The organism is Qipengyuania sp. SM2507 (assembly GCF_053714505.1).
Map to the genome: position 1 here is coordinate 826562 of NZ_CM132307.1, position 15290 is coordinate 841851.

Here is a 15290-nt window from a genome sequence, read left to right on the forward strand (position 1 = left end):
CTTTGTTTCCCGAAATCGAGAAAGTCGAGGTCGATGAAGGGCTGCTTCGGGAAACAGTATCGGAAGGGGAGTTTGTTGGGGTGGGCGTCGGCCTCCTTGTCGAAGCGGCATCCTATCTGACAATTGCATGCAGCATCTATCACGACGAGAGAGGATGGAACCTCGAGCAAGCAATAGTTGGCGGAAATGGAGTAAGACTGGTTAAGCTGGTTCAAGGATATCTTGATCAAACTTGTCAGCATCGGCGTGAGCTTTCAGAAATAATCGCACGCCTAATATTCGAAACGGCTACCAATGTTGTCTTTCTAGTCCGGCATGGGGACGAGGGCACGTTTCGCTCGTATATCGATTATTCGCTAAGATACGAACGACGGCTGAAACAAAAGATCGACGCGAATATCTCCAAGCGCGGCGATGCGCCCCTTCCGATTGAGCGTAGGATGCTTGAGTCCATCGAGCGTCTTGCTCACGCGTCAAACGTCGACCTGTCTCAACCTCCCCTGAACAAACGAAACTGGGCTGATCGAGACCTATTCCAGAAAGCCGATGCGATTGGCTGGGGTGAGGCATACCTCGGCATTTTCGCTGGTATGTCGACGGCTGTTCATGGGAATTGGGGCGACATTGCTTCGCACCATCTCGAGCGGTTCGATGGATCAGGTTTCTACAAGCCTTGTATGGACTGGTCTACTCCACGACCTCAAGGGCTCCTTTCCCTGTCAAGAATTGTGATCGTAGTGTCAGAAGAACTGTTCGCTTATTTTGGTGATGTGGCGCTACGAACCCATTTCGCACCGATGCTTGAAAACATCCTGGATCGCATAGGTATAGTGACGGGGCTACACGAGCAATTCCTTGGGAACACCAACGTCACACCTAACTAGATTTCCACGGAGATCTTGCCGAGGTGCTTGTTGGCGATCAGGTGGCGGAAGGCGTCGGCGAGGTCGCGGGCCTCCGCAGCAGCAATCGCTTGAGCGCCCCGCGCGCCGGCACGTCGACACTGCGGTCGAGCCACAGCGCCACGAAGGGCAGCGCCACCAGCATGGCGGTCGCGAAGCCCATCCCCGACGCCCAGGCCAGCAGCGGCAGGTGGATGCAATAGAGCGGGTAGGACAGATCGCCGAGGAAGCCGGCGGCGCGGGTATGCGGAACTTCCCAGCATGTCGCCAGCCAGGTCAGCGCGGGCATCACGAACAGGATCGCCAGCAGACCCGGCCAATTGGCCTGCGTAACCAGCGCGCAGATCGCGACGAAGACCACCGGCAGCGCCCAGGCGAGCGCAGTCGTTCGACGCGGCGGTCTCGCTTTGCGCCAATGGTACACCGCCACGCCGATCCCGAAGGCGAAGCCCAGTCGCGCAAAGCCGGGCAGGATCACGCCCCACTCGGCGCCGAAACTCAGCAGCTTGTCGGGTCCCGCCGCGTAGAACACCAGAATGGCCGCGCTGGCGAGGATCATGGCAGCAAGTCCCCGTGCGCCCATTCGTCCCCATACCAGCGCGAAGACCGCATAGGCCGCCATCTCGAGCAGCAGCGACCAGTAGGGCGGGTTGGCCGGATAGAGCATGGCAGGGGAGAGCGGATTGGGCAGCAGGAACAGCATCCCCGCATGTCCGCCGTGGAGCGCGATCCCCAGCGCACCACCCAACGCCAGCATCGGCCACAGCCGCGCGATACGCAGCCGCATGAATGTCCCGAAGCCCATCCCGTCGGTCAGTCGCCCGGCGTAGGAATGCGCGATGACGAAGCCGCTCAGTGCGAAAAACAGATCCACCGCGAGATAGCCGCCGGGCATCGCCAGCCGAGCGTCGGTGTCGAGATGGAACAGCATCACCGCGATCGCCGCCACGCCGCGTAGCGCGTCGATTGTGGCAAAGCGGCCAGCGTTTGCCGCCAAGCCTCCGACAGGGCGCTGGGCAGAGGCGGGGGACTCGGTGGATAGGGCCGGGCGCTCGAACATCGCGTCCGTGTTAGCGCAGGATCCTTAAAACCGGCTTAGAGTGTCGTTGCTAGCCGATATCCACCGCGATCTTGCCGAAATGGCGGTTCGCTTCCTGGTGGCGGAAGGCCTCGGCGAGGTTCTCCAAGGCGAAGGTATCGCTGATCACCGGACGGATGCCATTGGCCTCGATCGCGGCGATCATGTCCTGCTGCATCGCGCGGCTGCCCACCGTCAGGCCCTGAACCTTGAGGTTCTTGGAAAACAGCAATGCGGTCTGGACCGGCCCGGCGAACCCCGCCAGTACACCGATCAGCGCGACATGCCCGCCGATCTTCGAGGCCAGCATCGACTGGTCGAGCGTGCCTGCGCCGCCGATCTCTACGACGCAATCGACCCCGCGCCCGCCGGTCAGCTCCAGCGCCTTGGGCCCCCATGCCTCGACCTCCTTGTAATTGATCAGATGGTCCGCCCCAAGTTCCTTCACCCGCTCGAGCTTTGCGTCGGATGAACTGGTGGCGATCACCTTCGCGCCTGCTGCCTTGGCGAATTGCAGGGCAAAGATCGACACGCCTCCGGTGCCCTGGACGAGCACCGTGTCGCCCGGTTTGAGCGCATAATCGACGAACAGCGCGCGCCAGGCGGTCAGGCCGGCGCAGGTCAGCGTCGCCGCTTCGGCATGCGAAAAGCCCGCGGGGGCGCGGGTGAACCACGCAGTTGGCGCGGTCACGTGTTCGCGCGCATAGCCATCGACCCCGTCGCCAGGCACGCGGGTAAAGGCAGTCTTGGGCGGCGCGCCATCGAGCCAGTCGGGGAAGAAGGTGCTGACCACTTTGTCACCCACCGAAAATTCGGTCACGCCATCACCGATTGCGGCCACCTCGCCCGCCCCGTCGGACATCGGGATGCGGCCTTGCGTGGCGGGGATCATGCCCTTGACCACGGCGTAATCGTGGTAGTTCAGCGAGCTGGCCTTGAGCGCCACGGTGATTTCGCCGGGGCCGGGGACCGGGGCGTCATCGACATCGACATATTCGAGCGCCTCGAGCGTGGAGGGCGTCGCGCCGGTGCGGATGGCCTTCATTCCGCGGCCTCCGCCAGTTCGACCCGCTGCGGGCCGCGGATCAGCCCGCCGGGCGCGGCACCGGTCCATTCGCCTTCGCGGAAGGTGACTGCACCATTCTTGATGGTGGCCACATAGCCTTCGGCCTTCTGCAGCAAGCGCTTGCCACCCGCGGGCAGGTCGAAGGCAAGCCACGGCTTGCCCAGCTTCAGTCGCTCGAAATCGATGATGTTGAGATCGGCGAGATAGCCCGGCGCGATTACGCCGCGATCTTCGAGTCCGTAGAGCCGAGCGGTGTCGGCGCATTGGCGCTTGATCGCGTTCTCGAGCCCGATAGTGCCGCGCGCGCGATCGCGCACCCAATGCTGGAGCATGAAGGTGGGGGAGGCGGCGTCGCAGATCGTGCCGCAATGCGCGCCGCCGTCGGAGAGCGAATTGACCGTGTCGTCATCCTGCTGGAGCGTCTCGAGGAAATCGAGATTGCCATCGGCGTAGTTGAGGATCGGCAGGTAGATGAAGCCCTTGCCCTCGTCGCTGCACAGCAGGTCGTAGGCGTATTCCTCGCCCGCTTTACCTGCCGCTACCGCGCGCGCGGCAATGCTCTCGTCGGACTGGGGCTCGTAGTCGAAATCCGGGTCCATCTGGTATTGCATCGCCCATCCGCCGCAGACCACCATGACCAGCGGCAGGATGTCCTGATTGACCTGCGACAGGTCGTTTTCCTCCGCCAGCAGCCGCGCCTTGAATTCCGGGTCGAGCAGCTTCGCGCGCTGTTCCTCCCAGGGCAGTTCCTCGATCGCCTGGAAGCTGGGGCGGAAGCGGAAGGGGTGGACCGTGCCCTGCCAGGCCATCACGATGCCATTGCCGCGCAAGGCGATCTGCGCGACGATGTTCGCGCCATTGTCGTTCTCCGCGCGCATCGCGGCGATCTGCTCGTCGAGCGGCATTTCCTTGGCGATCGATTGCAGCGCGGCGAAGGTGACGGGGAGGCCGGTCTCGCGGCTCATCTTGCCCATCCAGCCGAATTCGTCCCATTCGCGCTTCATGTCGCTGGCCATTTCGAACACACCGTGTCCGGCGCGGCCCATCGCGCGGCCGATTGCGATCAGCTCCTCCGCGGTGGCGGTGGTACCGGGGACGACCTCGCCGTCGATATCGCGGTGGATCACCGTGCGGCTGGTCGAAAAGCCCAGCGCTCCGGCGCGCACGCCTTCCTCGACGATCTGCGCCATCTTCGCGATGTCATCGGCGGTGGGGACCGCGCCGGGCCGCTCGCGCTCGCCCAGGACATAGGCGCGGACCGCGCCATGCGGGACATGGGTGGCAACATCGACGGTGCGGGGCAGTTCCTCGAGCGCGTCGAGATACTCGGGGAAGGTCTCCCACTTCCAGGTCATGCCTTCGGCCAGAGCGGTGCCGGGGATGTCCTCGACCCCTTCCATCAGCCCGATCAGCCATTCGTGCTGGTCGGGTCGCGCGGGGGCGAAGCCGACGCCGCAATTGCCCATCACCACGGTGGTGACACCGTGCCAGCTCGAGGGCGCCATTTCCTGGTCCCAGGTCGCCTGGCCGTCGTAATGCGTGTGGATGTCGACGAAGCCGGGGGTGACCAGATGCCCCTGCGCATCGATTTCCTCGGCAGCGTCGCCAGTGACCGTGCCGACCTGCGCGATCAGGCCGTCCCTGATGGCGATGTCTCCGGTAAAGCGGCTGTCTCCGGTGCCATCGACGATGGTGCCGTTGCGAATGATCAGGTCGAATGCGGGCATATTGTGCTCCTCTCTCCGCCGAGGAAGGTTCCACATTGCAACCGATGAGTCCAGAAATTGTCGTTTGGGCCGTGCTAGGCCGTGCGACCACTGCGCTCGGGCATGTGCACGAACAGCAGTGTGGTCAGCCCGATCAGGAACAGGATCACGATCGAGGCCATGCCGATGCGCTGGTCGGTGAACCAGAGCGTGAAATACTGGACCAGCAGCGGCCCCATCCACACCGTGATCGTCCCGGCGATGGCGTAGAGCCCGAAGAACTCGCCGCTGCGCCCGGGCGGGGCCAGCGTGACCAGCATCGACCGGCTCGAGGAGAGGCTCGCGGTGGCGGCGATTGCCACCACGCTGATGAGCGAGAGATAGACGATGTCGGACAAGGTCTGGAACGCCAGCCCGTCCCAGACGGTGTAGTTCTCGACCAGGCCGAACGCGAGGCTGTCGCGGGTGATGCTCAACTGCACCGTCATCGCCAGCATCATCGCGACGATCTCGACCACCAGTGCGCGCTTTACCCCGATCCTGGTGTCTAACCAGCCCCCGAACAGCCCTCCGCAGAAGGCGCAGGCCGAGGCGAATATCGCGTAGCAGAGCATCTCGAGGAAGCCCCAGCCCAGGAACAGCGCGACATAGACCGCACCCAGCGCGAGCAGCGCCGCCATCGCATCGGCATAGAACATCCGTGCGACCAGGAATTTCATCAGTTCGCGGTATTGGGCCGCCTCGCGCAACGTCCGCAGTACGCTCAGGGCGCCGTCAACCAGCGCCTTGCGCCAGCTGGCACCGGGCACGCCGGGATCTCTGGCGTGGCGGAAGAAATAAATCGAGAACACCGCCAGCCACACGCCGCAGATCGGCCCGGCGAGGCGCATGTGTTCGAATTCGGCGAGGTCGATCCCGAACAGCGGCGCGGCGAAGGGCCAGGCCGTCAAGGCGGGGAGGACGAACAGCACCACCAGCGCAACGAAGATCAACGTCGCCGCGAGATTGCCTAGCCCTAGGCCAAGCCCCGAAACCATCGACAACCGGTCCGGTCGCCCCGAAACGCTGAGCATCGCGTTGTCGTCACCTCGGAATAGGTGAAAGCGACATAGGCGATCACAAGCAGCGCCATGATCGCCGGGATCGGAAGGCCCTGACCGCCGGGCATGGCGAACCACAACAGGCTCGAGCTTACAGCGATCGTCGTAAGTGCGACCGCGAGCACCGGTTTGAGCCGTCCGCCGCGATCCAGCGCGGCGCCAAGGAAGGGCGCGGTCAGCGCGGCGATCATGCCGGCCCATTTGGTGACCGAGGCGATCGTCGCCTGTCCCTGGGCATTGGCGGTCGCCAGCGCGGTCTCGGGGTCGAGATCGTCCAGCGCACCGCTAGCCAGCAGGTCCGCGCCGATGATGTCGCGCGCGAAATAGGGCGCGAAGACATAGATGACGATGAGGATGTAATAGGGATTGCGCGCCCATTCGAACACTGCCCAGGCGAAGCCGGTCCGGTCCAGCGCGCCGCCTTCGCCATGGGCGGGGCGGGAGCCTGATGTAGTGGTGGGAGGGAACTGACTCGATATCGGCCTGACAAGCGGATCGGGTTGCGCTGACTCCATCGAACTCCCTACATTTGTTGCCGGCGTTGAACCGCCGGATCTCGCGTCATGCCGCGCGTTTCCGCTCCGCTTCGGTGTCCGGAGCGTCGAGGAAGTCGCGCAGGCAGGCTACGCTTTCATCGGCATGCGTCAACAGGAACAGGTGCCCACCGCCCGCGAACATTTCCAGCCGCAAATTGCGGATCGCGGCGGCCAGGATCGTGCCGTTGATCGGCGGGACGATGTTGTCGTCCTCCCCCATCATGATCAGCACTTCCTTGTTCAGGAAGGGCAGCGCCGGGAGGCTGGTCCAGCCCAGCATCGCGAGCAGTTGGAAGAAATAGCCGCGCGGGGAAGGCGGCTTGAGCCTGCCGATATGATCGGCCTTGCTGCCCTCGCGCTTCGCCATTCCGCCGTAGAGCGCCATGAAATGCTCATTCATGAATTCGGGATCGGTGTAGCGGCGCGGATCGACCATCTTGCCCAATGCGGTGGGCTTGCCGGGAACCATCAACATGCCCGCCGTGGTCGCGACCAGAACGACGCGGCGGGTGCGCTTGGGATGCTGGAGCGCAAATTGCTGCGCGATCGCGCCGCCCCAGCTGATCCCCATCACATCGACCGCGTCGAGCCCGAGGTGGTCGAGAATCCGCGTCGCGGTCCAGCTGATGGTGAAGGGGTTGTAAGGCACCGAAGGGTCGGGGCTTTCGCCCGTTCCCGGCATGTCGAACATCACGAAGCCGCGATCGGTCAGCCGCTCGGCGAGCGGCGAGACCGCCTCGATATTCGCGCCAATGCCGTTGAAGAACAGGATCGGGGGGTGATCGGACGGCTCGTCGAGCCGCCAATGCGCAACGCGCAATGTGCGACCGCCCGCCTCGACCATCTCGATGGTGGCGGTCATGGCCTTGTGCTGGGATCGGCTCACGCGGGGTTCCTGTGCTGCGGGTTCATGCGGCCTCATCGGCCAATCAGTCCCGCGCGGCAATCATGCTGGCGATATCGACGAATTTTTCGCGCGGGGCGCCCTCGCGCGCGGCGGCGATCTCGGCCTCCTCGATCTTCTTCCAGTCGCTGAAGGAGACCACGTCCAGCCCGCGCGCCTCGGCCAGCTCGTCGAAGCCCTTGCGGCCGCGCTTGTCGCTGCCGTCACCGATATCCTCGGCGACCAGATCGATCACCGCATAGCCATCGGGGCGGTTGGTCCCGATCGTGCCCGATGGGCCGCGCTTTGCCCAGCCGACGCAATAGAGGCCGGGAGCGATGCGGCCATCCTCGTTGGAGAAGTGGCCGCCGCGCTCGTCGAAGGGCACATCGGGGATGGGGGTGGTGCGATAGCCGATGCAGCTCACCACCAGACCGGCGGGCAGCTCGTATGTCTCTCCGGTGTCGATCGGGCGCCCGCCCATAACCGCGGTGCGCTCGACCCGGACCATACTGACCCTGCCGTCCTCGCCGAGCAGAGCCTTGGGGCTGGCGTAGAAATCGAAGTGGATGCCGACCGGCTTGCCCGCGCGCTCGCTGTCCGGGATCGCCGCGAAGCTGCGAAGATGCGCGACCGATTTGCGCAGGCCCGGGTCGAGCAAGGCGTCTTCGTCGATCGGCGGCAGATCGACGGGGTCGACGCGGGGGCTGGCGCGATCGAGCTGGCCCAGCTCGCCCAGTTCCTTGGGGGTCATCATGATGTTGTGCGGTCCGCGGCGACCCAGAATGGTGATGGTCTCGATCCCGCTCGCCATCAGCATATCGAGCGCATGCGCGACCAGGTCGGAAGCGGCGAATTCGCGCTCGGTCTTGGCGAGGATGCGTGCCACGTCGAGCGCGACATTGCCCATTCCGATGACCACCGCATGCTTGCCGGAGAGATCGGGATCGAGGCCTGCGAATTGCGGATGGCCATTGTACCAGCCCACGAAGCTTGCGCTGCCGAAGACATTGGCAAGGTCTTCGCCCTCCAGCCCGAGCGCGCGATCCTCGGGTGCGCCCGTCGCGAGGATCACACCATCGTAAAGCGCCTGCAACTCGGCCACGCTTACGTGTTCGCCGATGGTGACATTGCCGACGAAGCGCACGTGATCGCTCAGCGCGGTTTTCTCGTAGCGGCGCGCCACACCCTTGATCGACTGGTGGTCGGGCGCTACGCCGGTGCGGATCAGGCCGAAGGGCACCGGCAACCGGTCGAAGATATCGACCCTGACCGCGTCTCCCCAGCGTTTCTGGGCCGCTTCCGCCGTGTAATAGCCAGCGGGTCCGGAACCGATGATCGCAATATGGCGCATGTTCGACCCTCCGCTCGCGAACATGGCCCGAGGGCTCGCCGCTGGCAAGCGCAACGGCTCACTGCGGATGGTTATGCATTCGTCAAGAATTTGCGCTTAGGGCGGAACCTCAAGAACAACGGTTCGCGACCGGCAGCATGCAAATCAGGAGGCCTTGGCAGATGGCCATGGGCGGTTTTTTCTCGCGTGTTTCACGCAATGCAGGAGCGAACGACGGGGCGGGCCCGATGCAGCAGGTCGTTCCCATCGCGAGCGATGATGCCGTGCGCCGGCTCGAACTGCTCGACACTTTCGAAAAGGCCGGGCTCGGCTGGTTCTGGGCGACCGATGCCAATGGCCGGCTGACCTATCTGACCCGCTCGGCCTGCGAAGCGCATGACTGGGCACCCGATGATATCATCGGCACGCCGTTGACCGAGCTTTTCACCACCGATTCCGATGGCGCCGACCAGCGCGAGGGGCGGCCCCTTGCCTTCCTGCTGAGCGCGCGCAATTCGATTTCCGAACTGCCGGTATCGGTCAAGAAAGCAACCGAGACCACCTTCTGGGAGATCGCCGGCAAGCCGCAGTACGACGATGCGGGCGAATTCACCGGTTACCGCGGTAGTGCGAAGAACATCACCTCCAGCCGCGAGAAGCAGCGCGATGCCGAGCGGATGGCGCAATTCGATTCGTTGACCGGCCTGTCCAATCGCCGCCGGATGGAGACGCGGCTGGACAAGACGCTCAAATCCTATCGCAATTCCAAGCAGTGCTGCGCGCTGATGATGCTCGACCTCGACCGCTTCAAGCAGGTCAACGACACGCTGGGTCATCCGGCGGGCGACGAATTGCTCAAGCAGTTCGCGGCACGGCTGCAGCAGATGGTCGGCCACATGGGCGATATCGGCCGGGTCGGGGGCGACGAGTTCCAGATCATGCTTCCCGATATCGACGATCGCGGGGTGCTAGGCGATCTCAGCGGCCAGCTCATCCAGATGCTGTCGCAGCCCTATTCGATCAACGGGTTGCGCGCGATTATCGGCGTTTCGATCGGCGTGGCGATTGCACCCTATGATGGCCTCGATTCCGAGGAAATCGTCAAGGCAGCCGATCTGGCGCTCTACAGCGCCAAAGGCAGCGGGCGCGGCAAATACCGTTTCTATTCGAGCGATCTGAAGGACGGCGCCAATCACCGGCGCCAGGTCGAGGAGGATTTGCGCGACGCGCTCGTCAAGGACGAGATGGCGATGCATTATCAGCCGATCATCGACGTCCGGACCAACAAGGTGTCGTGCTTTGAGGCGCTGATGCGCTGGGACCACCCCGACAAGGGGAATATCCCGCCAGCCGAGTTCATCCCGGTTGCCGAGGAGATCAACGAGATCAAGGCTCTGGGCGACTGGGCGCTGGAGCGGGTGTGCCGCGATGCCGCAGCCTGGCCGGTGCCGCTGCGCGTCGCGGTCAACGTCTCGGCGATCCAGTTCGTCCATGACGATTTTTCTGCCATCGTCGCCCGGGTGCTCAAATCGACCGGTCTCGATCCCAACCGGCTCGAGCTGGAAATCACCGAGTCGGTCTTTTTGGGCGATACGGGCCGAACCCAGCGGATGTTCGAGGAGCTCAAGGCGATCGGCGTCAGGCTGGCGCTCGACGATTTCGGCACCGGCTATTCCTCACTCAGCTACCTGCGCACCGCCCCTTTCGACAAGATCAAGATCGACCAGAGCTTCGTGCGCGGGGCGACCGAAAGCGGCAACAACAACCGTGCGATCATGAGCGCGATCGTCGGCCTTGCCGAGGCGCTCGACATGCAGACCGTGGCCGAGGGGGTCGAGACCAAGGACGAACTCGAGCTGGTCAAGGAGCGCGGGGCGAGCCACGTCCAGGGCTATATCTTCTCCGCCGCGATGCCCAATGACGAGGTCGTCGCGCGGCTCGAAAACAATTCGCTCGAATACGAGGCGCGCGGGCCGGAGAAATACCGCGCCGATCGCCGCACCGTCTTCCGCCGCATCGGGGTTGTCATCGAGGATTACCGCTACCGCGCGGTGATGCGCAATCTGTCCAAGACCGGCGCCATGATCGAGGGTCTGGCGGAGGTCCCGCTCGGTACCCAATGCGTGATTGATCTGGGTGGCGGGCAATTGGCGGTCGCGGTCGTGCGCCGCTCGCGCGGCTCGGTCCAGGGGGTCGAGTTCGAGACCCCGCTCATCAGCGATGGTGCGGACGGCTGGTGCACCCGCCACCGCGTTTCACCTTACGAGATCGAGGCAGCAGGCCGACCGCTTACCGCTCTGCCGCAGGATGCCTACACCATGCTGTTCGGCGAACAGCAGGCGGACAATCCGCGTGCGCGCAAATTCGTCGAGGTCGAGGTCGGTCCGCCGCGGGCGATAACCGGCACGCGTCACGCAGCCTGATCGAGCGGCTTGAACAAGGGGGAGCCCTTATCGAAAAGCTAACCATTGACGCTTACTTTCGGGAAGGTTCGCTAAAGGCCTGAAGGCCGGATCGTAGAAACCCCGCGAGCGTCCGAGTTACACCGCAGGAAGGCTGACGGACCATGGGGTCGATGCCCTTTTCCGAATTGTTCAAAGCACGGAAGAGCGCCGCCCCGTCGCCCGTCGAGACGGCGGTCGAAAGCGTGGTCGATCCCGTGGCAAGCGATCTTGTCGATCACGAGAAGCTTGCGCTCGTCGAGCAGCTCGAAGCCAGCGGGGCCAGCCTGTTCTGGTCCACCGATGCGCAAGGCCGCATCGCTTATCTCAGCCCATCGATACCGGCGCTGTTCGGGATCGCTGTCGAAGAGTTGGTGGGCGATCCCCTGCAGGCGCATTTCGTGCCCGCGGATGGCGAAGCCGACGGGCGCTCGCTCGGGCTCAAGCTCGCCACGCGCAAATCCTTTTCCAACCTCACCGTGGGATCGGTCCGGGAGTCGGTCGATGTGGTGCTGCGCCTGTCGGGCAGGCCGCATTACGACGCCGAGGGCGAATTCCTCGGCTTCCGCGGAACCGGCTTCGACATCACCGAGGAATTCCGCAGCGAGGAAGAGGCGGCGCGGCTGGCCAAGTTCGACTCGCTGACCGGGCTGGCGAACCGCCACCGCATGGAACAGCGGATCGACTCCACCCTGGCCGCCTTCCGCGTCGCCAAGCGTCAGGCGGCGATCCTGATGCTCGACCTCGATCGCTTCAAGCAGGTCAACGACACGCTCGGTCATGCGGCGGGCGACCAGCTGCTCCAGCAGGTTGCCGAGCGGCTCCACGCGGTGATCGCCGGGCGCGGCGAGATCGGCCGGCTGGGGGGTGACGAATTCCAGCTGCTGATCCCCGACATGGACGATCGCGGCGAGCTGGGCGAACTGGCCAAGAAAATCATCGCGATGATCTCGCAACCCTATTCGGTCGAGGAAGGGCGCTGCACCATCGGCTGTTCGGTTGGGATCGCGATCGCCCCCTATGACGGGGTCGAGCGCGATGAACTGACCCGCGCCGCGGATCTGGCGCTCTACGCCTCGAAGAACGGCGGGCGGGGGCAGTTCCGCTTCTACGCCGCCGATCTCGAACACGAAGCCAATCTGCGCAAGCGGATGGAAGAGGATCTGGCGCAGGCGCTGGAGAGCGGGCGTTTCTCGCTCGAATACCAGCCGCAGGTCGCACTGGCGGACAACCGCGTCACTGGTCTCGAAGCGCAATATTGCTGGCAGGACGAGGAACGCGGGCGGGTAGCTCCCGAAACTTTCCTCCCTGTCGCCGAGGGCAGCCGGTTGATCGTCCCGATCGGCGAATGGGCGTTGCGCAAGGCCTGCGAGGATGCGCTCGGCTGGCCCGCCAGCCTGCAGGTGGCGGTCAATATCTCGCCGGTCCAGTTCTTCGCCAACGGTTTCGCGGCAATGGTCGCCGAAGTGCTCGAGCAGACCGGGCTCGATCCGGCGCGGCTCGAACTGGAACTGCGCGAATCGATCCTGCAGGGCGATGCCTGCGCAGTCGACACCGCGCTGTCGGCGTTGTTCAAGCTCGGGGTGCGGCTGACGCTCGACGAGTTCGGCACCGGTTTCACCTCGCTCGGCTATCTGCGCCGCGCGCCCTTCACGGCGGTCAAGATCGGTTCCGGCTTCTTCGAGACCTCGGTGCGGCATGAGCGTGGCGATATGGGCATGGTCCGCGCGATCGTCGCGCTGGCCGAGGCGCTGGGGATGGAGACCCATGCAGCCGGGGTCCATGCGCTCGGCCTGCTCGACGAACTGAAGACGCTCGGAATTGCCGGGGCGCAGGGCTTCGTGTTCTCCGAAGCGCTTGCCGCGCCGCAGGTGCTGGAGGAAATCGCCCGCGGCGAATGGCGCCTCGCACCCACCGACAGCGGCAGCCAGCGCGCCAGCAGGCGGACCGTGTTCCGAAAGGTCGGGGTGATCCACGAGGATCATTACTACGATGTCACGCTGCGCAATCTGTCGCGCACCGGTGCGATGATCCAGGGACTGTGCGATGTCCCGGCAGGGACGCTGTTCGTGCTCGACTTCGGGCAGGGCCAGCTTGCGGTCTGCACTGTGACCCGGACGATGGACGACACCCAGGGTGTGGAGTTCGAGCAGGAACTGGTCGACGATGGCGCGGGCGGGCTGTGCACGCGGGCGCGGGTCAGCCCCTACGAACTGGCCGCTGCGGGTGCGCCCCTGCAGGCGCTGCCCCCGGGCAAGTCGAGCATCGGCGAAGCACCGCGCAGCTACCCCCGGTTCAAGCTGGCGAGCGAAGCCCCGGCACAACCTCTCCGCAAGGACTGACCGCCCCGCCAATCTGCCGCTTGGCGCGGGGTGCCAGCGCGGCTATGCGCGGGGGCGATGACCGACCTTTCCAAGATCCGCAATTTTTCCATCATCGCGCATATCGATCATGGCAAGTCCACGCTGGCGGACCGCCTGATCCAGCATTGCGGCGGGCTCACCCTGCGCGAGATGAGCGAGCAAGTCCTTGATAACATGGACATCGAGCGCGAGCGCGGGATCACCATCAAGGCCCAGACGGTCAACCTTCGCTACACCGCCGAGGATGGCGAGACCTACCACCTCAACCTCATGGACACGCCGGGCCATGTCGACTTCGCCTACGAGGTCAGCCGCTCCCTCGCCGCGTGCGAGGGCGCGCTGCTGGTGGTCGACGCCGCGCAAGGGGTCGAGGCGCAGACGCTCGCCAACGTCTACCAGTCGATCGAGCACGACCACGAGATCGTCCCCGTCATCAACAAGATCGATCTGCCCGCCGCCGATCCCGACAAGGTCAAGGCCGAGATCGAGGACATCATCGGCCTCCCCGCGGACGAGGCGGTGCTCACCAGCGCCAAGTCCGGCATCGGCATCGCCGAGGTGCTCGAGGCGGTGGTCAAGCGCATCCCGCCCCCCATCGGCGACCGCGAGGCACCGCTGAAAGCCATGCTGGTCGACAGCTGGTACGACCCCTATCTGGGCGTGGTCATCCTCGTCCGGGTGATCGACGGCGTGCTGAAAAAGGGCCTCAACGTCCGCTTCATGCAGGGCGGCACGCAGCACCTGATCGACCGCGTCGGCGCCTTCACCCCCAAGCGCGTCGAACTGCCCGAGCTGGGCCCCGGCGAGATCGGCTTCATCACCGCGCAGATCAAGGAGGTCGAGCAGGCCCGCGTCGGCGACACCATCACCACGGTCAAGGGCGGCGCGACCAAGGCGCTGACGGGCTACAAGGAAGTCCAGCCGGTGGTGTTCTGCGGGCTGTTCCCGGTCGACGCCGCCGAGTTCGAGAAGCTGCGCGAGAGCATCGGCAAGCTCAGGCTCAACGACGCCAGCTTCTCCTACGAGATGGAAAGCTCCGCCGCGCTGGGCTTCGGCTTCCGCTGCGGGTTCCTGGGCCTCCTGCACCTCGAGATCATCCAGGAGCGGCTGACCCGCGAATACGATCTCGACCTCATCACCACCGCGCCAAGCGTGGTCTATCGCATCCAGCTCGGCCACACCAAGAACGAGGACGCCAAGGTCATCGAGCTGCACAACCCGGCCGATTACCCCGACCCCAGCCGGATCGAGATGATCGAGGAGCCGTGGATCAAGGCGGTGATCTACGCGCCCGACGACTATCTCGGCTCGATCCTCAAACTGTGCCAGGACCGCCGCGGGATCCAGACCGATCTCACCTATGTGGCCGGGCGCGCGCAGGTGACCTACGAGCTACCGCTCAACGAAGTGGTGTTCGACTTCTACGACCGCCTCAAAAGCATCAGCCGCGGCTATGCCAGCTTCGACTACGAGCAGATCGACCTGCGCGAAGGCGATCTCGTCAAGATGAGCATCCTCGTGAACAACGAGCCGGTCGATGCGCTCAGCCTGATCGTCCACCGCGCGGTCGCCGAGGAGCGCGGCCGCGGGATGTGCGAGCGCCTCAAGGACCTGATCCCGCGGCACCTGTTCAAGATCCCGATCCAGGCCGCGATCGGCGGCAAGGTGATCGCCCGCGAAACCATCGCCGCGCTGCGCAAGGACGTGACCGCCAAATGCTACGGCGGCGACATCAGCCGCAAGAAGAAGCTGCTCGACAAGCAGAAGAAGGGCAAGGCCCGGATGCGCGAGTATGGGAATGTGAGCATACCGCAGGAGGCGTTTATCGCGGCGCTGCGGATGGGCGAAGAGTGACCTCATTCTGAGGATGCGGGAGCGCCGC

General features: G+C 64.6%; 11 protein-coding genes. 4 read left to right on the top strand and 7 right to left on the bottom strand.

What is annotated here, in order from left to right:
* Positions 1-2: 2 nt before the first annotated feature.
* Positions 3-884, top strand: coding sequence for a DUF5677 domain-containing protein (locus ACWIKC_RS03950; protein ID WP_454598826.1), 882 nt, complete (start codon positions 3-5; stop codon positions 882-884).
* A 37-nt stretch (positions 885-921) separates the two neighbouring features.
* Here ACWIKC_RS03950 and ACWIKC_RS03955 read toward each other — a convergent pair whose 3' ends face one another.
* From ACWIKC_RS03955 to ACWIKC_RS03985, 7 genes are all read right to left on the bottom strand, one after another.
* Positions 922-1899 (bottom strand): acyltransferase family protein, encoded by a 978-nt coding sequence (locus ACWIKC_RS03955; RefSeq protein WP_454598827.1) that lies wholly within the window; start codon positions 1897-1899, stop codon positions 922-924.
* A gap of 112 nt (positions 1900-2011) precedes the next feature.
* Entirely contained in the window at positions 2012-3025 is a 1014-nt protein-coding gene (locus ACWIKC_RS03960) for a zinc-dependent alcohol dehydrogenase family protein (RefSeq protein WP_454598828.1), read from the bottom strand.
* Positions 3022-4773, bottom strand: a complete 1752-nt coding sequence (locus ACWIKC_RS03965; protein WP_454598829.1) for an N-acyl-D-amino-acid deacylase family protein — start codon at positions 4771-4773, stop codon at positions 3022-3024. Before ACWIKC_RS03965 ends, ACWIKC_RS03960 begins: the two co-directional genes overlap by 4 nt.
* Positions 4774-4847: 74 nt before the next feature.
* A complete protein-coding gene (locus tag ACWIKC_RS03970) occupies positions 4848-5789 on the bottom strand; it encodes an MFS transporter (protein WP_454598830.1) in 942 nt (313 codons plus the stop codon).
* Positions 5768-6367, bottom strand: coding sequence for a hypothetical protein (locus tag ACWIKC_RS03975; protein WP_454598831.1), 600 nt, complete (start codon positions 6365-6367; stop codon positions 5768-5770). The genes ACWIKC_RS03970 and ACWIKC_RS03975 overlap by 22 nt, the downstream gene beginning before the upstream one ends.
* Positions 6368-6413: 46 nt before the next feature.
* Positions 6414-7274, bottom strand: a complete 861-nt coding sequence (locus ACWIKC_RS03980; protein ID WP_454598832.1) for an alpha/beta fold hydrolase — start codon at positions 7272-7274, stop codon at positions 6414-6416.
* Positions 7275-7317: 43 nt separating this feature from the next.
* Positions 7318-8625, bottom strand: a complete 1308-nt coding sequence (locus ACWIKC_RS03985) for an FAD-dependent oxidoreductase (RefSeq protein WP_454598833.1) — start codon at positions 8623-8625, stop codon at positions 7318-7320.
* 227 nt (positions 8626-8852) lie between these two features.
* On the opposite strand from ACWIKC_RS03985, the gene ACWIKC_RS03990 reads away from it, so the two are divergent.
* From ACWIKC_RS03990 to lepA, 3 genes are all read left to right on the top strand, one after another.
* The gene (locus ACWIKC_RS03990) at positions 8853-11027 is read left to right on the top strand and encodes an EAL domain-containing protein (RefSeq protein ID WP_454598834.1); all 2175 of its coding nucleotides are present in this window, start codon (positions 8853-8855) and stop codon (positions 11025-11027) included.
* Between the two features lie 143 nt (positions 11028-11170).
* Positions 11171-13387, top strand: a complete 2217-nt coding sequence (locus tag ACWIKC_RS03995) for a putative bifunctional diguanylate cyclase/phosphodiesterase (RefSeq protein ID WP_454598835.1) — start codon at positions 11171-11173, stop codon at positions 13385-13387.
* 57 nt (positions 13388-13444) lie between these two features.
* The gene (gene lepA / locus ACWIKC_RS04000; protein WP_454598836.1) at positions 13445-15262 is read left to right on the top strand and encodes a translation elongation factor 4; all 1818 of its coding nucleotides are present in this window, start codon (positions 13445-13447) and stop codon (positions 15260-15262) included.
* Positions 15263-15290: the final 28 nt, after the last annotated feature.